We start from the raw sequence: 24,114 nt of genomic DNA on the forward strand, positions 1-24,114 counted from the left end.
GTGGTGGAGCAGGCGGACGCGGACCAGATCTACCGCGAACCGCGGCAGAGCTATACCCGCAAGCTGTTGGAGTCCATCCCGCAAGGCTGGGTGGGCATGGCGCCGGCTTGAGCGCTGACGGCCATTCGCACAAAACCGCCGGGAAACCGGCGGTTTTTTCATGCTTTGGCGGCAAGAACCGAAAAAAACGCGTCGCGGTGGGAATAAAGCGCGCCGTCCGTCCGTATACCCCGTACTGAACGCCGAATGGTCGGCGGTTTCGTCAAGATGGAGCGCCGCGGCGCGCAGGCCTTGAAATGAGGGCCGGCAGTGGCCGCGTGTTCTACAACGGGAGGAGTCTGCGATGAAAGCATGGATGGCGGTGGCGCTGACGGCGCTGAGCATGGGCGCGTTGGCCGGGGAGGCGGCGTCGCGGCGCGACGGCGCGCTGGTGGACGCGCAAGGCATGACGCTGTACGTCTTCGACAAGGATGCGGCCGGCAGCGGCCGCAGCGCGTGCAATCAGGCTTGCGCGGCGCTGTGGCCGCCCTTGCTGGCGGCGGCCGAGGACAGCGCGCCGGAGGGTTTCAGCCGAATCCGCCGCGACGACGGCCAGACGCAGTGGGCGTATCAAGGCAAGCCCTTGTACCGTTTCGCCAAAGACGGCAAGCCGGGCGAGCGCGCCGGCGACGGCTTCAAGGAGGTATGGCATGTGGCGCGTTAAAGCGAGGGCGGCGCTGCTGTTGGCGGCGTTGTCGACACCCTTGGCCTGGGCGCAGGAGCCGGCGGCTTTCGATCCGCAAATCCGCAACAACACCCTGGCGGTCAATCCGGCGGAAACGCTGGCCCTGGCCGGCAACAGTTCCCGCGGCACGCTGCTGGCCTACGATCTGCGCGCCGGCAAGCTGCTGCGCGAACTGCCGGGCTTTGTCACGCCGCGCAATATCGTGTTTTCCCCGGACGGGGAACGTTTCTACGTCTCCGACAGCAGCAAGGGGGTGGTGGAGCGCTGGCACGCGGGCAGTTGGACGCGGGAAGCCAGCCTGGCCATCGGGCCGGGGGCTTTCGGCACCGCGCTGAACCGGGACGGCAGCCGGCTCTACGTCAATAATCAGGCCGCCGGCAGCCTGACCGTGGTCAATCTGCCGCAATGGAAGGTGGAAAAAGTGCTGACCGGTTTCGCCCAGCCGCGCCAGGGCATCAAGCTATCGCCGGACGGCGGCACCGTGTTCGTCACCAACTTTCTGGGCGACAAGATCACCCTGGTGGACGCGGCCAAGCTGGAGACCCGCGCCGAGGTGGGCGGTTTCGACAAGCTGCGCGCCATCTCCGTCAGCGGCGACGGCCGCAGCGTGTTCGCCGCCAATAGTGGCGCGGATACGCTGTCCTGGGTGGATGTGCCCAGCCGGACCGTGATCAAGACGGTGAAAGTGGGGCAAGAACCTTACGGCGCGGCCTTGCGGCCGGACGGGCGCTTCCTGTATTCCGGCAACCTCAAGAGCCACTCGCTGACCGTGGTGTCCTTGCCGGCGTTCGAAGCGGTGGGGGAAATCACCGGCTTCAGCGGGCCGCGCCAGGCCATCAGCTTCAGCCGGGACAGCGGCAAGGCCTGGGTGTTGAACGAAGATCTGGGCATTGCGGAGGTGGATTTGACGCGTAAGGCCATTGTCCGGGTGCTGGCCCCCGGCGCTGGATGAGCGAGGCCGCCCAACAGCGCTTCCACCGTCTGCTGGTGGATTGCATTCCGCGCCTGAGGCGTTATGCCCGCGCCCTGGTGTTCGATCAGGGCGCGGCGGACGATCTGGTGCAGGACACGCTGGAGCAAGCCTGGCGCAAGTGGCGGCAATGGCGGGAAGACCGCGACTTGCGCCCCTGGCTGTTCGGCATCATGCACCGGCAGCATATCGATGACTTTCGCCGTTACGGCGCCAGGCGGCAGCCGCTGTCGGAGGATATGGCCGAGCTGACGGTGGACGCGCCGCAGGAGCGCGGCCTGGCGCTGCGCGAACTGGCGGCCAATCTGGCCCGGCTGCCGGAGGAGCAGCGCGCCGTGTTGCTGCTGCTGGCGCTGGAAGACATGAGCTATCAGCAGATTGCAGCGACCTTGGATATTCCGCTGGGCACGGTGATGTCGCGGCTGAGCCGGGGGCGCGAACGCTTGCGCGGTTTGATGGAGGCGGGCGCCGCGCCGGCCGCCGGAGGAGGAGTTTGATGGAAACGGTCACGGAACAGGAATTGCAGGCTTATCTGGACGACGCCTTGCCGCTGGAGCGGCGCGCGGCGGTGGAAGCCTATCTGGACAACCATCCGGAGGCGCGGGAACGGCTGCGGGCTTACCGCAGCTTGCAGGACGATATCGGCGCCTTGTTCGAGCCGGCCTTGCGAGAGCCCGTCCCGCCGCGCCTGCTGGCCGCCGCGCTGCCGCCGCCGGCTCCGTTGCGGCGAGGGTGGCGGGCGCCGTGGTGGCAGGGCGCGGCCGCATCCGTGCTGATGTTGGCCCTGGGCGGCGGCGGCGGCTGGTTGTTGCGCGGTCAGCTGCAAGCGCCGGCTGCGCAGTGGGCGGCGGCGGCGGAAGGCCAGGAGCCTTTGCCGCGCTTGGCGGCGATGGCGCATGTGGTGTACAGCCCGGACGTGAAGCGGCCGGTGGAAATCGACGCCGAGCATCAGGACCAGTTGGTGGCCTGGCTGTCCAAACGGCTGCAAAGCCGGGTCAAGCCGCCGCTGTTGAGCGCGCAAGGCTATGAGTTGATTGGCGGCCGGCTGTTGCCGGGCGAACAAGGGCCGGTGGCCCAGTTCATGTATCACAACGCCGCCGGCCAGCGCATGACCTTGTACGTGGCCACCACCGCCGCGCCTCGGCGGGACGCGGGCTTCCGCTTCGCCAGCCAGGGGCCGGTCAACGTGTTTTATTGGTGGGACGGCCGCTTCGCCTACGCCTTGTCGGCCGGCCTGTCGCGGGATGAGCTGGGGCGGTTGGCGGAGGCGGCGCACGGCCAGTTGCGGACCTCCTGAGCCGCGGGCAAAAAAAACGCCGCCGGGTTTGCCCCGGCGGCGTTGTCTTTTGACGGCTGGCCTAAGCTCAGGCCGCGTCGTTCACCCAGCGGATGGCCTGGGTCGGCGCCACCTTGCTCTCGGTCACGATCTGCAGGGCCAGGCCGCCGCAGGAGGTTTCACGGTACTTGGCGTCCATGTCCTTGCCGGTTTCGTACATGGCGGCGATCACCTTGTCCAGCGACACCTTGGGGCTGCTGACGCGGTGCATGGCCATGCGCGCGGCGTTGATGGCCTTGACCGCGGCGATGGCGTTGCGCTCGATGCAGGGAATCTGCACCTGGCCGCCCACCGGGTCGCAAGTCAGGCCCAGGTTGTGCTCCATGGCGATTTCCGCCGCCATGCACACCTGGGACGGGCTGCCGCCCATCAACTCGGTCAGGCCGGCCGCGGCCATGGAACAAGCCACGCCCACCTCGCCCTGACAGCCCACCTCGGCGCCGGAGATCGACGCGTTCAGCTTGAACAGGCAACCAATGGCGCCGGAAGACAGGAAGAAGCGCAGGCAGCTGTCCTCGTCCAGCGGCTGGATGAAGTGGTTGTAGTAGGCCAGCACCGCCGGCACGATGCCGCAGGCGCCGTTGGTGGGCGCGGTGACCACGCGGCCGCCGGCCGCGTTTTCTTCCGACATCGCCATCGCGTACATATTGACCCAGTCCATCACGCTCATCGGGTCCTTGGCCACTTGCAAGGAGCTGGTCAGCATCCGGTGCAGGGCCGGCGCGCGGCGCGGAATCCGCATCGGGCCGGGCAGATTGCCCTCGGTGCGCATGCCGCGGTCAATGCTGGTCTTCATCACATCCCACACTTTGGCGAAATGCTGCTGAACGTCCTTGACCTCATGGAAGGCTTTTTCGTTTTCCATCACCAGCGCGGAAATGGACAGGCCGGTTTCCTCGCACATATCCATCATCTGCTGCGCGCTGAGGAAGTGGTAAGGCACCGGGGTGTCGCTGCAGGAGCTTTGATTGAAATGCTCCTCGTCCACGATGAAGCCGCCGCCGATCGAATAATACGTCTTGGTCAGCACGCACTCGTCGCCGACAAAGGCGTGGATCTGCATGCCGTTTTCGTGCATCGGCAGGTTGGCGGTGTGGAAATCCATGTCGAAGCCCACGCGCTGATGCGTGCGGCCCAGCGTCAGCTGGCGGGTTTTTTCCACATCGGCGATCAGGGCCGGCGTTTGTTCCGGGTCCACGGTGTCCGGCAGATTGCCGGCCAGGCCCAGGATGATGGCGTGGTCGGTGCAATGCCCCTTGCCGGTCAGGGCCAGCGAGCCGTAGCAGTCGACGTGAACATGGGTGACTTGGTTGAAACGGCCGGTTTCCTTGAGCGAGCCCAGGAACTGGTGGCCGGCCTTCATCGGACCGACGGTGTGGGAACTGGAGGGGCCGACGCCGATTTTGTAGATATCAGTCATGCTGAACATGATTGCTTACCTCTTGGCTTGATACTGAGGAGCCCGGCCGGCCGTGACCGGCCGGGCTGTCAGAGAAGGGCGATCAGGCGAACAGATCGTAGAAGATGGCGGAGATGGCGATCAGGCCGATCAGAACCACGAAGATGTTGCTGGCGGCGCCGGAGTATTTCTTCATGGCCGGTACTTTGGCGATGGCGTACATCGGCATCAGGAACAGCAGCATCGCGATCACCGGGCCGCCCAGGGTTTCGATCATGCCCAGGATGCTGGGGTTGAAGGTGGCCACGGCCCAGGTGGTGATGATCATGAACACGGCGGTGAAGCGGTCCAGTTTGGCGGTCTCGATGGATTTGCCGCTCTGGCGCAGTTGCTTGATGATCAGGCCGTTGAAGCCTTCTTTGGCGCCCAGGTAGTGACCCAGGAAGGACTTGCTGATGGCGACGATGGCGATCAGCGGAGCCACCCATTCAATCACCGGGTTGCGGAAGTGGTTGGCGAGGTAGGACAGGATGGAAATGTTCTGCGCCTTGGCGGCGGCCAGGTCCGCCGGGGACAGGCTGAACACGCAGCTGAACACGAAGAACATCACCGACAGCACCATCATGATGTGAGCGCGGATCAGCACGCGGCCGGCGGCCGGCTCCGCGGCGTCGCCATGCAGCTTCTGCTGGTCAACCGAGAAGGACGAAATGATGGGCGAGTGGTTGAAGGAGAACACCATGACCGGGATGGCCAGCCACAGCGTTTTGTAGAACGCGCCGTGGGACAGGGCGTCGCCCAGGCTGCCGGCTTGCTGGATGGCCGAGCTGTTCCATTCCGGAACCAGGTACAGCGCCAGCAGCATCAGGCAGGCGACAAAGGGGTAAACCAACACGCTCATGGCCTTGACGATCATCTTCTCGCCCAGGCGCACGATGGCCATCAGACCCAGGATCAGGATCAGCGACAGGATGGCGCGCGGCGGAGCGGACACGCCCAGCTGGTTGACCATGAAGGATTGCACGGTATTGGTGATGGCAACGCTATACACCAACAGAATGGGGTAGATGGCGAAGAAGTAGAGCAGGGTGATCAGCTTGCCCGCGCCCACGCCAAAGTGCTCTTCCACCACCTCGGTGATGTCGGCGCCCGGCTTGGAGCTGGACAGTACGAAACGGGTGAGGCCGCGGTGAGCGAAGAAAGTCAGCGGCAGGGCCAGCAGCGCCATGACGATCAGCGGCCACAGACCGCCAATGCCTGCGTTGATGGGCAGGAACAAGGTGCCGGCGCCAATGGCGGTGCCGTACAGACCCAACATCCAGACGGTATCTTGCTTGGTCCAGGAGGACGAAGCGCCTGATTTGGGCAGGGGGGTGGAAACGGCTTGAGACATGATATTGGCCTTCATTAAAGACAAATGGGGTAATCGTTCTGGCGTGCCGCCCGGCGGCGCGCCGTTTTCATCTCTTGCTAGACTTTTGGTCAGTAGCTGGAACCGCTGATTAGTGATTCACGGCTTCATTGATGTGCATGGTATAGGCAGTTGTACTGCGAGGGTTACACCTTTCAGAACATCAGTTGATTCTAATCAACTTTATTTTGAAGCAAAACGAACATCCGAACAATTGCTATTTGCTGTAGATGTCTTATCAATATCATGACGATTGCTTTGTTTTGGTTTAAAAAACTACAAAATATCTATGTTTATTGAAAAAATGGCTAGAAAGCGCGCATTTTTTGAGAATCTTCCAATTTTCGGATTGCTTTGTTTTCTTGTTGCTTTGCTGATTGTTGCTGAGTGAAATCGAGCGCTTGCTTGAAAAAGCGCATCGACTTTGCGCAATAGTTCGAGGCAGTTGTAGCGGGAAGGAACACGCCAATGGCATGCTTGCCGCTGGCGCGACGGCACGGGTGCTTGGCTGCGGCGAGTGGTTTGTCCATCCGGTTTTTTCTGGATAACTTGATGAATAAAATGAATTAATTCTGTTTTGACGTCTGGGGGCGGGGATGGGGGAGAGGCGCTGGGCGCCGCCGCTTGCGTCAAGACATTTGCTATATCAGCAGAGCCGAGGGCGGGCGGTGGAGTATCATAATATGAAATCTGAGCAGTCAGATTGTTTTCGAAAACGAACAAAAATATTTCAAAACGAACATTATTTGGTTGGTTTCCAACATGTCGCTAGCGTTCAAACGATCGTTTTTCTATTATCCATGTGATTTATATGATGTTTTTCATTGTTTGTTATCGCGCTTGCCATCCGCCTAAGAGCCTGTTCAAAGTCTCTCGAGCAAGCACCAGGCAAGGCCTTGCCGCCGAAGAAGCGGAATGCGCAAGGGGCGCATGGGCGCTCTGAAGCCGGTTTCAAGGCCTCGCTCTGACCATCCCGCTGACACGCGGCAGGCGGTGAACCGCCTCTTAAGAGCGGCAAACACGCTCAGGTTATGCGGCTGAAGCAAGGCGCGCCAACGCCGGCGCTATGGGAATCGCTCAAGTCGGCGCACGCGGCATCGGGGTTGCTTGGCCGCGCTAGCGGTTCAAGACCGCGCGATTAGGGGCAAGGCCAGGCGCGGCGGTCTCAAGGGCGGAATGCGCCAGGGACGCATGCGCATCCTCGAAACCGCGATTGCTGCGCCGCGTCCCGTCTGGCGCGGCGGCTCTTCAATGGCTGCGCAATAGGCTGTCAACGTCTCGCGAGCCGGAGCGAGGCGGGGCGGAAACCGCTGAGAAAGCGGGATGCGCGCGCGGTGCGTCCGCATTTCGAAGCGGCGCTCGCCGCGCCACGTCTTGTAAAGCGCGGCAGGCTTTGAACCGGATCTAAGGAGAGCCGGCGGCTGAACCGCGGCGGAGACGGCAAATCCATTGCCGGGCATGTTGTAAAAAGAAAGGCTTGAGCGAAAGCGTGCCAAGGAAAGGCTTGCGTTTGATAGTTATCAAACAACAATGATGCAATACGAACATAAAATTTTCGTGAATCAACAATCAGGGCAAGCGCAGACGCGGGAACCAATCAAGGATGACAGCCAACCAAGCCAATGCCGGAAGCAGGCCGGGCCGGGCGAAATCCGGCAAAACCTGAAAACGGCATCAGCAGTTGATAGGCATTGCATCAAGATGGACCCGCGGCTGGCGGCGTTGCCCAAGCTCGCGAAATGAAAAACATGAATCACGCCTCCACACTCGCCTACGTCGCGGCAGAAGCCGCCGCCAAACAGACCGTGCTGCGTCAGCACCCCGGCCGCTATCTATTGAGCGCCGGCATGGCCGGCGCGCTGATCGCCGTGGTGCTCAGCGTCAGCCTCAAGCTGGGCCAGGTCTTCTTCGCCGTCGGCTCCCCCGGCTACTACATCGCCGTGGCCGGCTTCTTCGGCGTGGCCCTGGTCAGCATCATCGTCTGCAAGCTGGAACTGTTCACCAGCAATGTGATGTACTTCAGCGTGGGCGTGCTCAGCGGCGACTGCCGCGTCTGCAACCTGCTGCGCAGCTGGACCATGGTCTACCTGGGCAATCTGCTGGGCGTGTTGCTGTTTACCGCCGTGTTCGCCGGCGCCGGCGGCATGGGCAGCCTGCCGGCCGACCACCTGCTGTTCAATGTGGCCGCGCACAAAGTGCACGCCGGCGGCTGGGAAGTCTTCTGGAAGGGCGCGCTGTGCAACTGGGTGATCTGTCTGGCGGTATGGGTGCCGCTGCGCATGGCCGGCGACGCCGCCAAGATGCTGATGATCCTGCTGCTGGTCTTCGTGTTCTTCTTCTCCGGCTTTGAGCACAGCATCGCCAATATGGCCTTCTTCTCGCTGGCGCTGCTGCACGGCATGCAAGGCCTGGACGCCGCCGCCATCCTGCACAATATGATTCCGGCCACCCTGGGCAATATCGCCGGCGGCGCGCTGGGCGTGGGCCTGGTGGTTTACCTGCTGGAGCGCCACACCCTGCCGGCGCGGCGCGAAGCCGCAAAACCGGCCGCGGCGGCGCTTGGAACGAGTGTTTGATGTTCGTTTTCGAATGTAATGCGCCGGCTACAATGACGGCGTGTTGATGTGGTTTTTCAGGTTATTGAAAATAAAGCGTTTTTTAAGAGACTTTGCCGCCAACTCGGGCGGGGCCGCACGCGCGTTTTAGTCTGTGGCAGTTGATCTTTATCAAACGATTTTTTTCGAAACCGAATGTACAATATGTTCAGTACTCAACATTTACTGATAGTTACTAGGAGGCACACATGGATGCTCTGAATCGTGACGCGACTCAAGCCAACCCCTGGCGCGATTTCACCGGCGGTGAATGGCAAAGCAAGGTGGATGTCCGCAACTTCATCCAGCTGAACTACAAGCCGTTTGAAGGCGACGCCAGCTTCCTGGCACCCGCTACCGCGCGCACCCAAAAGCTGTGGGACACCCTGAGCGAGTTGCTGAAAGAAGAACGCGCCCGTGGCGTGCTGGACGTAGCCGCTGACCGCGGCAGCTCCATCACCGCGCATGACGCCGGCTACATCGACCAAGCCAGCGAAGTCATCGTCGGCCTGCAAACCGATGCGCCGCTCAAGCGCGCCATCATGCCCAACGGCGGCCTGCGCATGGTTGAGAACGGCCTGGAAGCCTTCGGCTTCAAGCTGGACCCGGTCATCAAGGACGTGTGGACCCACTATCGCAAGAGCCACAACCAGGGGGTGTTCGACACCTACACCCCGGACATCATGGCCGCGCGTAAATCCGGCGTGATCACCGGCCTGCCGGACGCCTACGGCCGCGGCCGCATCATCGGCGACTACCGCCGCGTGGCCCTGTACGGCACCGACTTCCTGCGCGCCGAACGCCAAAAAGTATTCCATGAGCTGGACGACGCCGTTTTCAACGAAGACGTGCTGCGCCTGCGCGAAGAACTGTCCGAACAATTCCGCGCGCTGGACGAACTGAAGCAGATGGCCGCCAAGTACGGCTTCGACATCAGCCGCCCGGCCGTCAACGCCCGCGAAGCGGTGCAGTGGACCTACTTCGCCTACCTGGCCGCCGTGAAAGAACAAAACGGCGCCGCCATGTCCTTCGGCCGCGTCGCCACCTTCCTGGACGTCTACATCGAGCGCGATCTGGCCTCCGGCGCGCTGACTGAAGAACAAGCCCAGGAAATGATCGACGACCTGGTGATCAAGCTGCGCATCGTGCGCTTCCTGCGCACCCCGGAATACGACCAACTGTTCTCCGGCGACCCGACCTGGGTGACCGAATCCATCGGCGGCATGGGCGAAGACGGCCGCACCCTGGTGAGCAAGAGCAGCTTCCGCTTCCTCAACACCCTGTACAACCTGGGCCCGGCGCCGGAACCCAACCTGACCGTGCTGTGGTCCACCCAGCTGCCGCGCGGCTTCAAAGACTTCTGCGCCAAAGTGTCCATCGACACCAGCTCCATCCAGTACGAAAACGACGACCTGATGCGTCCGCACTGGGGCGACGACTACGGCATCGCCTGCTGCGTGTCCGCGATGCGCATCGGCAAGCAAATGCAGTTCTTCGGCGCCCGCGCCAACCTGGCCAAAGCCATGCTCTACGCCATCAACGGCGGCGTGGATGAAAAATCCGGCGTGCAAGTGGCCAAGGGCTTCGAGCCGATCAAGAGCGACGTGCTGACTTACGACGAACTGATGCCCAAGTTCGACCTGCTGATGGACTGGCTGGCCGCGACTTACGTCAAGGCGCTGAACTGCATCCACTACATGCACGACAAGTACGCCTACGAACGCATTGAAATGGCGCTGCACGACCGCGACATCCTGCGCACCATGGCTTGCGGCATCGCCGGCCTGTCCGTGGCCGCCGACTCCCTGTCCGCCATCAAGCACGCCAAAGTGCACATCATCCGCAACGAAGCGGGCCTGGCGGTGGACTACAAGATCGAAGGCGACTACCCGGCTTACGGCAACAACGACGACCGCGCCGACAGCATCGCGGTATGGCTGACCGAAACCTTCATGGACAAGATCAAGGCCCAGCCGCACTTCTACCGCAACGCGATGCCGACTCAGTCCGTGCTCACCATCACCTCCAACGTGGTGTACGGCAAGAAAACCGGCAACACCCCGTGCGGCCGCCGCGCCGGCGAACCGTTCGCCCCGGGCGCCAACCCGATGAACGGCCGCGACGTGAAAGGCTTTGTCGCCGCGGGCGCATCGGTAGCCAAGCTGCCGTATGAAGCCGCGCTGGACGGCATCAGCTGGACCGCCTCCGCCACCCCGGACGCATTGGGCCATAGCGAAGAAGAACGCGTAGCCAACCTGGCCAACTGCCTGGACGGTTTCTCCGACGCCGGCGGTTTCCACGTCAACGTCAACGTGTTCAAGCGCGAAACCCTGATGGACGCGATGGAACACCCGGAGCTGTACCCGCAACTGACCATCCGCGTGTCCGGCTATGCGGTGAACTTCGTCAAGCTGACGCGCGAGCAACAGCTGGACGTGATCAACCGCACCTTCCACGGCAGCATGTAAGTCCAACGCCGCTGGCCACCGCGACGGCCAGCCGGCACAGCGCCAAGCCTCCCTTAGGGGAGGCTTTTTTTATGCGCGCGGCGAGATCGCCAAAATTGTCTACCATGACAAATGTATGTTTTGGGCATGCGGCCATTGCTTATTCTTGCGCATGGCAATGGCCTGTCTTTGAGCGATATGAGCCAGCAAAGGGATGGGGAGTGGACAAAAACACCATCTGCCTGTGGTACGACCGCGACGCCGAAGACGCCGCGCGCTTCTACGCCGCCACCTTCCCGGACAGCCGCGTCGGCGCGGTGCTGCGCGCGCCCGGCGACTACCCGGCCGGCAAGGAAGGCGATGCGCTCACCGTGGCATTCACCGTGCTGGGCATCCCCTGTCTGGGTATCAACGGCGGCCCAGCCTTCAAACACAGCGAAGCCTTCTCCTTCCAAGTGGCCACCGAAGACCAGGCGGAAACCGACCGCCTGTGGCAGGCCATCGTCGGCAACGGCGGCCAGGCCAGCGCCTGCGGCTGGTGCAAGGATAAATGGGGCCTAAGCTGGCAAATCACCCCGCGCGTGTTGACCGAGGCGCTGGCCGATCCAGACCGCGCCGCCGCCAAGCGGGTGTTCGACGCGATGATGGAGATGGTGAAGATTGATATTGCCGGGATTGAGAAGGCGAGGAGGGGATAGTTGTTATTTTTCAGGTGGCTGTTGATGGCCAAAAGAGGCTGATTTCGGGCAGCAACACGCCATCGGCTCACCCCTGAGCCCAATGCTTTTCTTGTTTCAATTGCGTAGAACGTGTTTACGCTCTTGCGAGCAAGAGCGAGACAAGGCGAAAACGGCTGAGAAAGCGGAATGTACAAGTGGTACATGAGCATTTCGAAGGCGTACTCATCGTGTAACGCCCCACGCAGCGCAGCAAATCGTAAACAGGTTCTTAGAAGCGTCAGGCGCCTGCTACAGGAAATTTAAAGGGGCCAGATTGCAGTTGCATGCCTTTCGCCGATCGTTCTTCGAGCAGGACTCACTTCGAATATCCGGCTCGGTCAGTCGAAGCTGGTTATGAAAACCGAGAATAAGCAAGGAGCATGTTGTGGCTATCACCCTCGTTTTGGCTTGCAAACAAAGTGACTTCAACGCACGGCATAGTGGCTCCTGCGAAGGCATTTCCTTTTATTTCTGCATGCGCGCGCTCGACTTGGGTCCGGTGCCGGGACTTGCCGACATGTTGGAACAGCGGAATATCAGTCGGAAGGTTGAGCGCATCATGGCTCTGCAGGACCAGATCTGTGATGGCCTCATGACATCCGGCGCCTATGAAACCGATATTGACAACCAGCCGATCAGCGACCCCAGAGGAGGCAACCTTCCTGGTATTCGCAACCAGGGCAAGGCCATCCAGGCGTTTCATAACCTGTACTCACAGGAGGCGCAGACCCTGGGCTGCAAGTCGATTGGAACCTTGTCTTCCTTCTTCGAGGGAGGCTTCGTCCAGTTGCTGACGCACACCATCGAACTATTGGTGAGCAGCGGGCGCGGCGCGGCCCTGATCGCCATGCAAAGCGCGACGCCCCACTCTGTGGCGCTTGCCTATGACGGTAGCGATCTCTATTTCTTCGATCCCAATTCGGGCGTTCACACTTTGACGAACCTCGCCACGGCAGCGACGGAACTGGAGAAGCACCTGATGACCTACTATGCCGTCCCCTCCTGCGTTCACGTCAATATGTTCAAGTTGAACCACTGAAACGAACTTCCCAGTGTACGGTTGGGGACAGTTCCATTTGATGGGCAGACTGGCCGCTTGCGGCCCTCCACGAGGGACAGCTAGGGGGCGTAAGAGGCCGCAAGCTAAGCAATTATTATTTCAGAAAGCGTCACGCCCCAAACCAAGCCCCGGCCAAAGCCGGGGTTCGTTCTTCCTTACTTCTTCTCTATCCGCCGCACTGAGCGGTTTTCCATACTCTTGCGTTTGAGCAGCGCCCGCTGCTGGCGATGCCATTCGTCAACGTCCTCAAACACGTCCATCTTGCGCGCGGCCTGCGTGAGCATGGCTTGCAGATGCTTGAAGAAGCCCGCCTGGTCGCTGCACCGCTGCTGCCTGCGGAAGCCAGTGTCGCGGCTGAGGGGGTTTTTTATGCGCGGCTGTTTTGGATCAATGCCGCAATAAATGCTCATGTGCTATAAAGTGGTCTAATTTATACGTCATTACTTCTGGTCGGGTGGCCACCGAAGACCAGGCCGAAACCGACCGTCTGTGGCAGGCCATCGTCGGCAATGGCGGTCAGGCCAGCGCCTGCGGCTGGTGCAAGGATCAATGGGGCCTGAGCTGGCAAATCACGCCGCGCGGGTTGACCGAGGCGCTGGCCGATCCGGACCGCGCCGCCGCCAAACGGGTATTCGACGCGATGATGGGGAGGGTGAAGATTGATATTGCGGGGCTTGAGGTGGCGAGGTGGGGATAGGGAGAAAGGTTTTATCGTCGCTGGAGGTGGCTGACGGGTAGGAGTAGCCATTTGAAGCATACTGTCGACAAATTGTCCGCTATAGGGAGTGGAGTCATTTTTGTTCCCAGCTGATGACGGGAAAATATGTATAAGAGGATGAATAAGCCATTCAGCCCAAGAGAAAAGATCTGATCAGTGTTCTAGCTTTTTGGACAATATCCAAATTATTTGGCGCTCTTGGTCTCTCCTTCACGTTAGATATCCTAATCTTTTTTTGATTATCAATTTAATCGAGAGGGTGCTATGCCGCACTTACTTGAAGAAGTATTTCGAACCGAGGGGGTTCCAGAATTTACATTTGTACGTCCCCCCAACTTTGGTGAACTCTTGGTAGACATCCGAAATCCTGGGAAGCCCGTCATTGTTGAAGGTCAGTCCGGGACGGGCAAGACAACTGCTGTCAAAAAGATTATTGAAGAGTCTCTACCTGCATCAGGCTTCGAGTACCTCTCTGCGCGTCGAAGCAAGGACATGCCTCGAATACTCGAGCTTGCCAATGCTGCGCCAAAAGGAAATTTCATTGTTGATGACTTTCATCGGCTTGACAATGTAATTCAGTTAAAGATCGCAGATATTGTAAAGATAGCGGCCGAAGAATATGACGATGATAGTCACCCCAAGGTCGTTATCATCGGTATCAACCGAGTGGGGAGCGAATTAATTCACTTGGTGCATGACATTGCAAAGCGATGCGGAATTCATCGGATCGTCCCTGCTTCTTTTGAGACAACGGCTGAATTGGTTCGGAAAGGTGAGGAACGACTGAGTGTGAATTTTGGTGATTACAATGCCATTTTCGACGAGACGAAGGGCGACTATTGGCTAACTCAGTTGGTTTGTCAGTCAGTTTGCCTGATCAACAATGTGACAGAGACAGCAGCAGACCTTCTTCCCTTAAATTACACATCAGCAGAAATTCGTGCAAGGGTCGTTCAGCGCCTGGAGCACACATACCAAGAGACAGTTAAAGAGTTCTGTCGAGGCCGTCGCTTCCGATCAACAAACGATCCGTATCTAAAGTTGCTGCGATGTGTGGCTGATCAAGACAGTTCTATCGTTGATCTCAACGAACTAGCAAATGCAAGCCCAGATGTCCGCGGAAGTATCAATAACATTAAGGAGAAACGGCTTGCGACCTTGATTGAATCGAAGCCAATTTGTGATAGATACTTCTACTACAACCCCGAAACCAAAGTCTTTGCGATTGAAGACCCTGCTCTCTTCTACTACCTGAAGCATCTTGATTGGGAGATTATACGTACCGCATGCGGGTTCAGGGTAGGGGTCAAGGAGTTTCAATTTGACTTCGCAATTTCCTTTGCAGGGGAAAATCGCAGCCTCGCCAAACTGATCGCCGATCAACTTGTTCTCTTTGATTGTGCTGTCTTCTACGATGAATATTTTGAAGCCAACTATCTTGGCAAAGCATGGCACAAGAGTTTCACTGAGGTATTTGGGGAGCAGTCTAGGTTCGTCATCTGTCTTCTCGACAAATACCACGTAGAGAAGATTTGGCCAACCTTCGAGCGAGAATGCTTCACTCCAAGAATATCTGATGCGGCAGTTATCCCGATCTACCTTGATGATGTTCCGGTTCCTGGGATACCAAAAGACATAGTCGGGATTCTGTTCAAAAACTATGCGGACTTTGGAGCGGACCTTGCGAACAAGGTCACGGACGAAATTGTCTTCAAGCTTTTTGAGCTCCTTGAGGAAGCCTAACCCTTTCATTGAGAGGAGGTTGTCTAGCAGGCTAGTCGCCGTCTCCCATAGTTAAGCGTTCCTAAAGGTTTACTTTCCCAAGAGGGTATCTTCCGCTTTGGGTCTAAACTTATCACGCACTATTCTCCAACGCTCCACCCCCAAACCAAACCCCGGCCAAAGCCGGGGTTCGTTCTTCCTTACTTCTTCTCTATCTTCCGCACTGCGCGGTTTTCCATATTCTTGCGTTTGATCTGCGCCTGTTGCTGGCGGTGCAGTTCGTCAACATGCTCGAACACGTCCACCTTGCGCGCGGCCAGCGTGAGCATGGCTTCCAGATAGTTGAAGAAGCCCACTCGGTAGCCGCGCTGCTCCGGCTTGCGGAAGTCGATGTCGCGGGTGATACGCGCCAGCAGGCTTTGGCCGCAATAGCCGGGGTTGTCCTTCAGCCATTGGACGAAGTGCGCGCCGCATTCGCGGCCGTAGGCGCAGTCGGCGGCGTAGTCCGGGTGGGCGGCCGGCATCTGCCAGTAATCGGCTTGCGGCCGTCCTGGGCGTCGGGACACGAAGGGGAGCAGGGTTTCGCGCGCTTCCAGCGAGGCTTGGCGATAGCGGCGGCGAGTGGGAAAGGTTTTCGACATGGTGTTTCTCCTGCGCTGACACAAGATAAACCACCTGCCTGTGAGTCGTTGGGTAGGTATAGGCAGGCGCGAGACAGGATTGGCGTACCGAGAAACAAGGAATCGGTGAGCGCTAGGCGCTCTCCCACCACGCACCCGCCAGCCATGCATGAAGTACAGACGTAGAGCGGGTACGGATGAAGGCGCAGACGCGCCTTCATCCCCCTGTTTCGAACGGGACGCCAATCCCGGTGCCGTGAATAACAGCACCCGGCGATTGTTACCGAGTGGGCCGGCAGGGTCAAGCCAGCGGGGACGCGAGAGCAGGGGCTGGCAGGAGGATTTGTCCGTGATTTGAATGTCATGATTCTGCTGCGTTGCGGTATACTTCACTGCCCATTTCATCACTTTATTTTTTGAACGTGTTTACGTTCTCGCGTGCAAGAGCGAGATAAGGCGAAACCGGCTGAGGAAGCGGAATGTACTTGTGGTATATGAGCATTCCAAAGCGGTACTCGCCGTGTCACCTCTCATGCAGCGCAGCAGGTCGCAAACAGGTTCTTAAGACAGGGCATTTCTCATGACCACAGTCTCTCTCCCTCCGGAAGCGGTGGGCAGCGCTTTCTCCCTGGAAAAAATGATCGTCGCCCGCGACAAAACCATGGCGGCGGTGCGGCGCATCGCCGCGCAGATCCGCCCCGGCATGACCGAACAGCAGGCCAAGGATTTGGCCAAGGCTGAGCTGGAAAGCATGGGCATGGACCGCATCTGGCACGGCATCATCATCCGCTTTGGCCGCAGTACGCTGAAGATCTTCAAGCAGCAGATCGACCCGGACAATGTGCTGCTGGACGACGACATCTTTTTCATTGATCTGGGCATCGTCTGGGACGGCCACGAGGGCGACGCCGGAGATACCTTCGTGGTCGGCGACAACGCGCGCAAGCAGGCCTGTGCCGAGGCGGCGCGCCAGCTGTGGCAGGAGGTGGCGGACAAGTGGCGGCGCGAGCGGCTGGCCGGCCCGGCCTTGTACCAGTACGCGGCGGAGCGCGTCGAGGCAATGGGCTGGCGGCTGAACCTGGACATCAAGGGCCACCGGGTGTCGGACTTTCCGCACGCCATTTACAAGGCCGGCAGCCTGGGCGATTTCACCCAATGCCCGGACACCGGTTTGTGGATTCTGGAAATCCAGATTGCCGATCCGTCCGGCGAGTTTGGCGCTTTCTATGAAGACCTGTTGGTGATCGAGGGCTGATCCATGGAGGGCGGCGGCAAGCCGCCCGCCAGCTTTGACGCTTGGCCGGGGTTTGCGTCCGCGACGCGGGCGAACTAAGAAAGGCTGGCAAAACCCCGCAGAGCACCTGAGGCAAGGCGGTATCGCCGACGCGCAGCAGATTATGAACTGGTTCTTAGAACGTGTTTACGATCTCGCGAGCTAAGGCGAGACAAGGCGAAAACGGCTGAGAAAGCGGAATGTACGCGTGGTACATGAGCATTTCGAAGCTGTTTTCAACGCCGTATCGCCGACGCGCAGCAGATCGTAAACCGGTTCTTACTGCACCACCGACCGCACCTTCCAGGCATTGCCTTCCACCGCGGAGATCGTCACCGGCGCTTGCTTCAGATTGCCGTTTGTGTCGAAGCTGAAGTCGGCGCTGACGCCCTGGTAGCGGGTTTGGGCCAGCAGCGGCAGGTATTGGGCCGGTTCCGGCGAGTTGGCGCGCTTCATGGCGTCGGCCACCATCATGACCGCGTCGTAGAAGTGCGGGGCGAACAGGACGACGTTTTGTTGGTAACTGGCCTGGTAGCGCGCTTGAAAAGCCTTGCCTGCCGGCCGCGCCTCCAGCGGCCCGCCGGGTACGGCGGAGATGTGGCCAAGCGCATTGGCGCCGGCCAGTTTGATAAAGGTCTCGGTGTTCAGCATGTCGCCGCCCATCAAGGTGGCGCTCATGCCCAGGCGCTTCATCTGGCGCGCCATCGGCGCGGCTTGGGCGTCCGCGCCGCCGTAGAACACGATGTCCGGTTTCTGCGCCTTCAGCGCGGTCAGGATGGCGCTGAAATCGGTGGCCTTGTCATGGGTGTATTCACGCTTGATCGGCGGCTTGCCCAGGCGGGTGATGGATTGGATGAATTCGTCGGCAATGCCCTGGCCGTAAGCGGTGCGATCGTCGATGACCGCGATGCGCTGCGCCTTGAGCTGCTGTACCGCGTAGCGGCCCAGCGCGCCGCCCACCTGGCTGTCGCTGCCCACCAGACGGAAGGCGGTTTTGTAGGCGGCGGCGGTGTAGGCGGGGTTGGTGGAGACCGACAGCTGCGGGACGCCGGCCTTGGCGTAGATGCGCGAGGCGGGAATGGTGACGCCGGAGTTGAAGTGGCCGATCACCGCTTTGACGCCGGCATCCATCAGGCGTTGAGCGGCTTGCGTGCCGGCTCGCGGGTCCGCCTGGTCGTCTTCGGACCGTAGTTCGAACTTCACTTTTTGGCCGCCGAGGGTGATGGGCTTGGCGTTCAGCTCGTTGATCGCCAGCCTGGCTCCGTTCTCATTGTCCTTGCCGTAGTGGGATTGCGGGCCGGACAAGGGCGAGGAGAAGCCTATTTTCACCACGGTGTCGGCATGGGCGGGGCTGAGGGCGAAGAGGGTCATCGTGCCGCCAAGAGCCAATAGGGCGGTCAGGCTGCGAGGATGCTGCTGTTTCATGCGTGTCTCCTTTGCGCTGCTCTGTTTTGATGGCTGGCCGCGCCATCGCCTTGCGCGGCCGGGGGCCGCCACGCAAGCGTTCAATGCAGTAGAAAGCCCCGGCCAATCAAATCGTCAGGCTCCAATGACCAACTGGCTTTGCCGCTGTAGTGGGCGCGCCCGGCCACGCGCACCGTCACCGCGTCATGGCCCGGCAGTTGGGCTTGGCGGGTCACTGCGCCGCTGAACAGCGCTCCGGTCAGGCTTTGGAATTCGCAGGTTTCCCCAGGCGCGACCAGCCCCTTGGCGTGTCGGATGGCCATGCGGGCGGTGACGCCGGAGCCGGTGGGGCTGCGGTCGACTTCGGCGTCGGCAAAAACGCAGACATTGCGGCTGCCGCCATCGGCGGCCCGGTCGCGGCCATCGGTGAGGATGCTGCCGTACAAGAAGCTCAGGTCGTCGGCAATGGGGTGGCGCACCGCGATGGCGTCGCGCACCGCTTGGGTGAGGGCGGAGGCGGCGTCCACCAGCTCGCGCAGGCGGCCATCCAGCGATACGCCCAGCTTTTCAGCGGCGACGACCGCGTAGAAGGCGCCGCCGTAGCCGATATCCACGACCACTTCGCCGATGCCCGGCACGGTGACGGGCAGGTCCAGGGCAAAGGCGAAGGCGGGCACGCTCTCGAATTGCACGGCGCCGGCCTTGCCGTTCTGGATTTCCACCAAGGCTTCCACCAGGCCGCATGGGCATTCGATGCCCACCCGCGTCAGCGGCGCCACGGCGGGCACTTTGCCGCTGTCCACCGCAAAGCGGGCCAGGGCGATCACGGCATGCCCGCACATGGTGCTATAGCCTTCGTTGTGGGTGAACAGCACGGCGAGGTCCGCGTTTGGCATGGAGGGCTGCACCAGCACCGCGCCATACATATCGTAATGGCCGCGTGGTTCATGCATGAGCAGGCGGCGCACGGGGTCCAGGCGCTCGCTCATGAAACGGCGTTTGGCCAGGATGTCCGCTCCTTGAATCCTGTCGCCAAGGTTGAGCACGATGCGCACCGGCTCGCCGCCGGTGTGCATTTCCACGGTCTCGATGACAAAATCCGCAGGCAATGGATTCATGTGTTCACTCCTCCTAGTTATCGTCGGGTGCGTTGGCGCACCGTTCGTTTAGACCCGCTAACAAAACCCCTGATCCAGCGTTGCGCCTCCTTGTCGTACGGCTTGTACTGCCTGCGTCGGCGCGCCTTGGCTCAGGTACGCTGCGCGGTTTTGTTAGCGGCTCTTGGCTAACTGGACGTTGCCGCCCGGCTAACCGGCCTTCCAATGCGCCAGCGCGCAGCGCGCCGCCGCCAAATCCCAGGCCGCGGTGCCCACGCTCTTGAACAGCCGCGGGCGCTTGGCGTCGTAGCGTCCTGCTATCGCCTCAGCCAAGGGCCGCACGGCGTCCCAGTCCACGCCCGCCTGGATCAGGTCTCCGGCCTCATGCCGCGCTCCGACAGGGTCGTCAGAGAACAGCTGGCTGCCGGCGATGGCGGCCGGCCCGATTTCGGCCATGTCCGGACGAAACGCTCCCACTCCCACCAATAGCCGGTTGCTGCGGGCGTCCTCGTGGTAGATCGGCGCTTTGCTGGTGGTCAGTGTGATCACCACGCCGACATCGTCCGCTACGCGGCCGCGGCATGGCCGTAGCGCTAAGGGAAGGGGGGCGTGCCGGCGGCAGAACTCGGCGCTGTCCGCCATTTCCCGGCCATGCACATCCACGCGGATGTCCGGGAACAGGGCGGCAATGGCTTCCAGATGGCCGGAGGCCTGCTTGCCGGCGCCTATCAGCGCGATGGCGGCCGGCCTGCCGGCGTACAGGCTGTTGATCGCCAACATGGAAATGGCGGCGGTGCGCTGGGCGGTCACCGTGGGGCCGTCAAGAATCAGCAGCGGCTGGCCGGTGAGGGCGTCGTACACGCTGACGATGCCATGGATGGTGGGGAGGCCCTGCTTGAGGTTGTCCGGGCACACGTTGACCAGTTTGTGAATGCCGATATCGCTGGCGCTGGCAGGCATGGACAGCAGCACGGCGTCGCCCCGCAAGGGCAGCACCTGCCGCTCCGGGCTGACGATCCGCCCTGCCGTGTATTCGGCGGCGGCAAGGGACAGGGCCTGACAAAGATCGGCAATCGGCAACAAGCTCTTGGTTGCGGAGGCGGGCAGTACGGGGATGGACATGGTGCTCCCTCATCGATAAGTGGCAAAATTCAGACCAAATCCGCGGTTTACCCTTGGGGTTTTTGCCGGAATCCATAAAATTGGTCTTAAAATTACCTTGTTATATCGTTAACTTGTTTTGTAAGTTACCAATTTAGAGGTGGTGTCACAAGGGCTTCTGCTGCGGCGGCGGGGGCATGGTCGTAATTGTCACCAATTCACAACAAATTGGTTTTGGGGTAACCAGAATGGATGCCAGTACTCTGGAACAGAGCCACTTTCAGCCGCTTCCCATCTATGAGCAGCTTGCTGAACAGATCCGCAACGGCATTGTTGGAGGGGAGTTTCCTCCTGAGTCGCGCCTGCCCTCGGAAAGAGAGCTCGCCGCCCGTTACCGCGTGAGCCGGCCCGCCGTACGGGAGGCCATTGGCGCTTTGCAGAATCAGCAACTGGTGATGACGCGCCGCGGATCGGGCACCTATGTCTGCCAGGATGCCTTGCAACGGCTGCGGCAAGCCGTGCCCGCAAACGAGCGCGGGCAGGCGGACGACAGTCCGATATCGACGCTGGAAGTTAGGCTGATACTAGAGCCGGCCATTGCCCGCATGGCGGCCAGAAAAGGCCAGCGCGATGAAAGGGCGGAGTATTACCTGGCGCAAATGAAGGGGGTCAAAAACATAGACATTCCGGCGCAGCAAGTGCTCTGGAGTGAAAGCGACCGCTTGTTCCATCGGCAACTGGCGGTGATGACCGGCGATGCGCTGATGGTGCGCATCGCGGATGAGGTGGCCAAAGCCATGGCGCAGCCTCTCTGGCAGCGCTTGCGCGACGATGGCATCTATGATGAGGAGCGTATTGGCTTGTACGTTGCGGAACATCAGCTGATTTACGAATCCATCATCATCGGCGATGAGGATGCCGCGGCCTTTTACGTCGAGCAGCATTTGCGACGGGTAAGGCGGGATATCTCCGGCTAAGCCGCCAGCGTATGGATCCGCATGGCTGAACGGCTCCGGCCCCGCAGGCGCGCCCGTCACTGGACAGAGTTGTTTGCGGGGCCGGAGCCGTTCATTCGTATCCTGCCGTCAAGGCTTCGCCAGACCGGGCATGGTCAGGCGCTATTCCTCCCGGTGCGCTCCCGGATAGCGCACTTCTCCCTCCGGTATGCCGCAGCCCCACAGCGAATAGGGGTCGGCCATTTCATTGACGCCTTCGCCGTAACGATTCTCCGCCGGCCGCAGATGCGCCAGGCAGCAGGCGCCCAGTTCGGTGGCGTAGAGCCCATGTACTGTGCTGAGCACGCGGTGGCTCATGCTGTGCTGCGAGGGGAAGGCGATGGTTTGTTGCGCTTCCACGCGGCTGTAGTCCGCGCTCATCTTCACTTGCACCACGCCGTTGAGGGCGTTGGCGCTGGCCATGGACGAGGCCAGCAGATACAGCCGCGGCTCCGGGCCGGCGGCGGGCGGAAAGCCCAGGTGGATGAAGCCGGCGCCGGCGGCCGGGGCGGTGGTGAGCTGGAACCAGTCGATCTCGCCGCCGGCCAGCACGCGGCCGAAGCCGCCGTTGCCGCCGGAGGCGTTGCCCAGCAGCGCGAACCACAGATTGCCGTCCGGCCCCGGCACCATGCCCACCGGGGTGTTGCCGTGTTCGGCGGGGATTTCAATGGCGGCCGGCGCGTCGCCGTTGGCCGGAATGCGGTAGAGCTGGCTGGATTGGTCCAGGGTGGCGTACACGTCGCCGCTGTCCGGGTGGAGCTGGACGAAGATGGGCCGCGGCGGGCAGGGATAGAGGGTGGCGTCCGCGGGCATGAGGCTGTTGATGCGCACGATGTGATGGCTGTCCTTGCAGGAGGTCCACAGGATGTCGCCGTCTTCCGCCACCACGTGCGGGCCGCGCGCCGGCGGCGGCAGCGGCACCCGCTTGAGGATTTTTGGCGGCGTGGTGAGGTCAGACGCTATCGGGTCTATCAGCAGCAGCTCGGACTGGAATTGCAGCGTCACCCACAGGCAGCCGGGGTGGGTTTTGGAAACGGTCAGCCCGTGCAGGCCGGAAAACGGGTTGTCGATGACGTGGGACACGGCGGCGCGCGGCTGGCCGCTGTGCGGGTCCACGCGCATTTTGACCAGGGCGCCGGATGGTTGCTGGGAAATCAGCAGCAGGTCCGCCCCGATGGCGGCCACTTCATGGGTTTGGCTGGAGGCGGGCAGCGGATATTCGATCACGCTTTTGAGGGCGAGGCGCAGTGCGTTCATGGCGGTTTACCGAAGGTGTGGAATCCCTTTGGCATAATAGGCGCCGGTCATGACGTTTGCAAAAACGGGGCTTGCCTTGATCCAGCTCAGCCGCGGTCCGGCGCTTGCGGGGCCGGGTTTATGCCCCCGGCGTGTTATGACGATGTTCGTGAACGAGCGGAAATATTGCAGTGCAAGGTAAAACTAACGACTGTTTTAACTAGAACTCCACGTAAATCAAGGGTTTGCCGGGTGGGGGGTGTGGGAGGATGTGGCGTGCGCACATCACAATGTACGCTTTTGACCTGTATCAAACACATATTTTCGTTTTAGAATATAAAATGTGTTCGTAAAATAACATTTGTGTTCGGCTCTGGCGTTTTGGGCTCGCCCCCGTTCGGAACCGCGCACTATGCTTTAAAAGGCGGCCTGTTAAGGGCCGGCCTCTGTCGGCCATAGGAGCACAAACGCATGCCAGATACCCAAACCGCCGTGGACACGGTCCCGCAAGAACACGCCATGTCTCCCGAATCCGTGGTGGGTTACCTGCACTCCACGGAGAGCGGGGCCGGGGTGGATGGGCCTGGCATGCGCTTTGTCTTCTTCACCTCGGGCTGCCAGTTCCGCTGCCTATACTGCCATAACCCGGATACCTGGAAGCTGCACAACGGCCGCCAGGCCACGGTGGAGCAGGCGATGGCGGAGTTGGAGCCGTACGCGCGCTTTTTGAAGTTCGCCGGCGGCGTGACGGTGTCCGGCGGCGAGCCGCTGATGCAGGACGGTTTCGTGGGCGCGCTGTTCCGCGAGGCCAAGCGCCGCTTCGGCCTGCACACGGCGCTGGATACCCAGGGCTTTTTGCACGAGCGGGTGAGCGACGAGTGGTTCGACGCGGTGGACCTGGTGATGCTGGACATCAAGCATTCGGACCCGGAGCGCTATCACGCGCTGACCGGCCAGCCCTTGCAGCCGACGCTGGACTTTGCCCGCCGGCTGCAACGCCTGGGCAAGAAAATGTGGGTGCGTTACGTGCTGGTGCCGGGTTTGACCGACGGCGACGAGGACATCAGCAGGCTGGCGGATTTCGTTGCCGGCCTGGGCAGTGTGGTGGAGCGGGTGGAGGTGTTGCCCTTCCATCAGTTGGGCATGGACAAGTGGCAGAAGCTGGGCATGGAATACCAGTTGGCGGATACGCCGATTCCCACGCCGGAGCAAGTCAAACGTGCCCGCGAGTTGTTTTCCTGTAAAGGCTTGAAGGTGACTTGAACGCCTTCCGGCCGGTGGTTTTTGG

Annotated in this window: 24 protein-coding genes; 15 read left to right on the top strand and 9 right to left on the bottom strand. The window is 60.9% G+C overall.

Features of this window, described 5'->3' with window-relative positions; translation table 11 throughout:
- Positions 1–3 precede the first annotated feature (3 nt).
- From QUG03_RS22345 to QUG03_RS22365, 5 genes are all read left to right on the top strand, one after another.
- Entirely contained in the window at positions 4–111 is a 108-nt protein-coding gene (locus QUG03_RS22345) for an ABC transporter ATP-binding protein (protein ID WP_500821059.1), read from the top strand.
- Between the two features lie 232 nt (positions 112–343).
- Positions 344–703: a COG4315 family predicted lipoprotein gene (locus QUG03_RS22350; protein ID WP_166453132.1), complete on the top strand. Its 360-nt coding sequence runs from the start codon at positions 344–346 to the stop codon at positions 701–703.
- Positions 690–1,676, top strand: coding sequence for a YncE family protein (locus QUG03_RS22355; RefSeq protein WP_500821027.1), 987 nt, complete (start codon positions 690–692; stop codon positions 1,674–1,676). The genes QUG03_RS22350 and QUG03_RS22355 overlap by 14 nt, the downstream gene beginning before the upstream one ends.
- On the top strand, positions 1,673–2,191 hold the full coding sequence (locus tag QUG03_RS22360) for an RNA polymerase sigma factor (protein WP_107800122.1): 519 nt from the start codon (positions 1,673–1,675) through the stop codon (positions 2,189–2,191). Before QUG03_RS22355 ends, QUG03_RS22360 begins: the two co-directional genes overlap by 4 nt.
- Positions 2,191–2,991: an anti-sigma factor family protein gene (locus tag QUG03_RS22365; RefSeq protein WP_500821028.1), complete on the top strand. Its 801-nt coding sequence runs from the start codon at positions 2,191–2,193 to the stop codon at positions 2,989–2,991. The genes QUG03_RS22360 and QUG03_RS22365 overlap by 1 nt, the downstream gene beginning before the upstream one ends.
- 67 nt (positions 2,992–3,058) lie before the next feature.
- On the opposite strand, the gene QUG03_RS22370 is transcribed toward QUG03_RS22365, so the two are convergent.
- The 3 genes from QUG03_RS22370 to QUG03_RS22380 all read right to left on the bottom strand — a co-directional run bounded on the left by QUG03_RS22370 (position 3,059) and on the right by QUG03_RS22380 (position 6,370).
- Positions 3,059–4,459, bottom strand: a complete 1,401-nt coding sequence (locus tag QUG03_RS22370; protein ID WP_107800124.1) for an L-serine ammonia-lyase — start codon at positions 4,457–4,459, stop codon at positions 3,059–3,061.
- A 73-nt stretch (positions 4,460–4,532) separates the two neighbouring features.
- Positions 4,533–5,822: an HAAAP family serine/threonine permease gene (locus tag QUG03_RS22375; protein WP_107801908.1), complete on the bottom strand. Its 1,290-nt coding sequence runs from the start codon at positions 5,820–5,822 to the stop codon at positions 4,533–4,535.
- 326 nt (positions 5,823–6,148) lie between these two features.
- The gene (locus tag QUG03_RS22380) at positions 6,149–6,370 is read right to left on the bottom strand and encodes a hypothetical protein (protein WP_500821029.1); all 222 of its coding nucleotides are present in this window, start codon (positions 6,368–6,370) and stop codon (positions 6,149–6,151) included.
- A 1,000-nt stretch (positions 6,371–7,370) separates the two neighbouring features.
- Here QUG03_RS22380 and QUG03_RS22385 point away from each other — a divergent pair.
- The 5 genes from QUG03_RS22385 to QUG03_RS22405 all read left to right on the top strand — a co-directional run bounded on the left by QUG03_RS22385 (position 7,371) and on the right by QUG03_RS22405 (position 12,639).
- Positions 7,371–7,583, top strand: coding sequence for a hypothetical protein (locus QUG03_RS22385; protein WP_500821030.1), 213 nt, complete (start codon positions 7,371–7,373; stop codon positions 7,581–7,583).
- A 5-nt stretch (positions 7,584–7,588) separates the two neighbouring features.
- Positions 7,589–8,416: a formate/nitrite transporter family protein gene (locus QUG03_RS22390; protein ID WP_500821031.1), complete on the top strand. Its 828-nt coding sequence runs from the start codon at positions 7,589–7,591 to the stop codon at positions 8,414–8,416.
- Positions 8,417–8,643: 227 nt separating this feature from the next.
- Complete coding sequence (gene pflB, locus QUG03_RS22395) at positions 8,644–10,902, top strand: formate C-acetyltransferase (protein ID WP_107800127.1); 2,259 nt, start codon at positions 8,644–8,646, stop codon at positions 10,900–10,902.
- A 200-nt stretch (positions 10,903–11,102) separates the two neighbouring features.
- Entirely contained in the window at positions 11,103–11,579 is a 477-nt protein-coding gene (locus tag QUG03_RS22400; RefSeq protein WP_500821032.1) for a VOC family protein, read from the top strand.
- A 406-nt stretch (positions 11,580–11,985) separates the two neighbouring features.
- Positions 11,986–12,639 carry a hypothetical protein gene (locus QUG03_RS22405; protein ID WP_500821033.1) on the top strand — a complete coding sequence of 218 codons (654 nt, stop codon included), beginning with the start codon at positions 11,986–11,988 and terminating at the stop codon, positions 12,637–12,639.
- Positions 12,640–12,815: 176 nt separating this feature from the next.
- Here the strand turns inward: QUG03_RS22405 and QUG03_RS22410 are convergent, their stop codons facing one another.
- A complete protein-coding gene (locus QUG03_RS22410; protein WP_500821034.1) occupies positions 12,816–13,070 on the bottom strand; it encodes a hypothetical protein in 255 nt (84 codons plus the stop codon).
- Between the two features lie 44 nt (positions 13,071–13,114).
- On the opposite strand from QUG03_RS22410, the gene QUG03_RS22415 reads away from it, so the two are divergent.
- Positions 13,115–13,357 carry a VOC family protein gene (locus QUG03_RS22415; RefSeq protein WP_500821035.1) on the top strand — a complete coding sequence of 81 codons (243 nt, stop codon included), beginning with the start codon at positions 13,115–13,117 and terminating at the stop codon, positions 13,355–13,357.
- A 285-nt stretch (positions 13,358–13,642) separates the two neighbouring features.
- Positions 13,643–15,121 carry a hypothetical protein gene (locus tag QUG03_RS22420; RefSeq protein WP_500821036.1) on the top strand — a complete coding sequence of 493 codons (1,479 nt, stop codon included), beginning with the start codon at positions 13,643–13,645 and terminating at the stop codon, positions 15,119–15,121.
- A 179-nt stretch (positions 15,122–15,300) separates the two neighbouring features.
- Here QUG03_RS22420 and QUG03_RS22425 read toward each other — a convergent pair whose 3' ends face one another.
- Positions 15,301–15,741: a hypothetical protein gene (locus QUG03_RS22425; protein WP_107800132.1), complete on the bottom strand. Its 441-nt coding sequence runs from the start codon at positions 15,739–15,741 to the stop codon at positions 15,301–15,303.
- Between the two features lie 559 nt (positions 15,742–16,300).
- On the opposite strand from QUG03_RS22425, the gene QUG03_RS22430 reads away from it, so the two are divergent.
- Positions 16,301–16,975, top strand: coding sequence for a M24 family metallopeptidase (locus QUG03_RS22430; RefSeq protein ID WP_500821037.1), 675 nt, complete (start codon positions 16,301–16,303; stop codon positions 16,973–16,975).
- A gap of 297 nt (positions 16,976–17,272) precedes the next feature.
- Here QUG03_RS22430 and QUG03_RS22435 read toward each other — a convergent pair whose 3' ends face one another.
- The 3 genes from QUG03_RS22435 to lhpI form a co-directional block, all read right to left on the bottom strand.
- On the bottom strand, positions 17,273–18,418 hold the full coding sequence (locus QUG03_RS22435; protein WP_500821038.1) for a branched-chain amino acid ABC transporter substrate-binding protein: 1,146 nt from the start codon (positions 18,416–18,418) through the stop codon (positions 17,273–17,275).
- Between the two features lie 80 nt (positions 18,419–18,498).
- The gene (locus tag QUG03_RS22440) at positions 18,499–19,515 is read right to left on the bottom strand and encodes a proline racemase family protein (protein ID WP_500821039.1); all 1,017 of its coding nucleotides are present in this window, start codon (positions 19,513–19,515) and stop codon (positions 18,499–18,501) included.
- A 189-nt stretch (positions 19,516–19,704) separates the two neighbouring features.
- Positions 19,705–20,616, bottom strand: a complete 912-nt coding sequence (lhpI, locus tag QUG03_RS22445) for a bifunctional Delta(1)-pyrroline-2-carboxylate/Delta(1)-piperideine-2-carboxylate reductase (RefSeq protein ID WP_500821040.1) — start codon at positions 20,614–20,616, stop codon at positions 19,705–19,707.
- 176 nt (positions 20,617–20,792) lie between these two features.
- Between lhpI and QUG03_RS22450 the strand changes: the two genes are divergently transcribed.
- On the top strand, positions 20,793–21,572 hold the full coding sequence (locus QUG03_RS22450; RefSeq protein WP_235087920.1) for a FadR/GntR family transcriptional regulator: 780 nt from the start codon (positions 20,793–20,795) through the stop codon (positions 21,570–21,572).
- 141 nt (positions 21,573–21,713) lie between these two features.
- Here QUG03_RS22450 and QUG03_RS22455 read toward each other — a convergent pair whose 3' ends face one another.
- Positions 21,714–22,847 carry a Vgb family protein gene (locus QUG03_RS22455; protein WP_500821041.1) on the bottom strand — a complete coding sequence of 378 codons (1,134 nt, stop codon included), beginning with the start codon at positions 22,845–22,847 and terminating at the stop codon, positions 21,714–21,716.
- Between the two features lie 450 nt (positions 22,848–23,297).
- Between QUG03_RS22455 and pflA the strand changes: the two genes are divergently transcribed.
- Complete coding sequence (gene pflA, locus QUG03_RS22460) at positions 23,298–24,089, top strand: pyruvate formate-lyase-activating protein (RefSeq protein WP_107800139.1); 792 nt, start codon at positions 23,298–23,300, stop codon at positions 24,087–24,089.
- Positions 24,090–24,114: the final 25 nt, after the last annotated feature.

The sequence above is a fragment of the Chromobacterium sp. CCUG 30098 genome (genome assembly GCF_059916605.1).

Coding starts and splice junctions, on each gene's coding strand:
- QUG03_RS22350 (WP_166453132.1), top strand. CDS start 344: ATGAAAGCATGGATGGCGGTGGCGCTGACGGCGCTGAGCATGGGCGCG.
- QUG03_RS22355 (WP_500821027.1), top strand. CDS start 690: ATGTGGCGCGTTAAAGCGAGGGCGGCGCTGCTGTTGGCGGCGTTGTCG.
- QUG03_RS22360 (WP_107800122.1), top strand. CDS start 1,673: ATGAGCGAGGCCGCCCAACAGCGCTTCCACCGTCTGCTGGTGGATTGC.
- QUG03_RS22365 (WP_500821028.1), top strand. CDS start 2,191: ATGGAAACGGTCACGGAACAGGAATTGCAGGCTTATCTGGACGACGCC.
- QUG03_RS22370 (WP_107800124.1), bottom strand. CDS start 4,459: ATGTTCAGCATGACTGATATCTACAAAATCGGCGTCGGCCCCTCCAGT.
- QUG03_RS22375 (WP_107801908.1), bottom strand. CDS start 5,822: ATGTCTCAAGCCGTTTCCACCCCCCTGCCCAAATCAGGCGCTTCGTCC.
- QUG03_RS22380 (WP_500821029.1), bottom strand. CDS start 6,370: ATGGACAAACCACTCGCCGCAGCCAAGCACCCGTGCCGTCGCGCCAGC.
- QUG03_RS22385 (WP_500821030.1), top strand. CDS start 7,371: ATGATGCAATACGAACATAAAATTTTCGTGAATCAACAATCAGGGCAA.
- QUG03_RS22390 (WP_500821031.1), top strand. CDS start 7,589: ATGAATCACGCCTCCACACTCGCCTACGTCGCGGCAGAAGCCGCCGCC.
- pflB (WP_107800127.1), top strand. CDS start 8,644: ATGGATGCTCTGAATCGTGACGCGACTCAAGCCAACCCCTGGCGCGAT.
- QUG03_RS22410 (WP_500821034.1), bottom strand. CDS start 13,070: ATGAGCATTTATTGCGGCATTGATCCAAAACAGCCGCGCATAAAAAAC.
- QUG03_RS22420 (WP_500821036.1), top strand. CDS start 13,643: ATGCCGCACTTACTTGAAGAAGTATTTCGAACCGAGGGGGTTCCAGAA.
- QUG03_RS22425 (WP_107800132.1), bottom strand. CDS start 15,741: ATGTCGAAAACCTTTCCCACTCGCCGCCGCTATCGCCAAGCCTCGCTG.
- QUG03_RS22430 (WP_500821037.1), top strand. CDS start 16,301: ATGACCACAGTCTCTCTCCCTCCGGAAGCGGTGGGCAGCGCTTTCTCC.
- QUG03_RS22435 (WP_500821038.1), bottom strand. CDS start 18,418: ATGAAACAGCAGCATCCTCGCAGCCTGACCGCCCTATTGGCTCTTGGC.
- QUG03_RS22440 (WP_500821039.1), bottom strand. CDS start 19,515: ATGAATCCATTGCCTGCGGATTTTGTCATCGAGACCGTGGAAATGCAC.
- lhpI (WP_500821040.1), bottom strand. CDS start 20,616: ATGTCCATCCCCGTACTGCCCGCCTCCGCAACCAAGAGCTTGTTGCCG.
- QUG03_RS22450 (WP_235087920.1), top strand. CDS start 20,793: ATGGTCGTAATTGTCACCAATTCACAACAAATTGGTTTTGGGGTAACC.
- QUG03_RS22455 (WP_500821041.1), bottom strand. CDS start 22,847: ATGAACGCACTGCGCCTCGCCCTCAAAAGCGTGATCGAATATCCGCTG.
- pflA (WP_107800139.1), top strand. CDS start 23,298: ATGCCAGATACCCAAACCGCCGTGGACACGGTCCCGCAAGAACACGCC.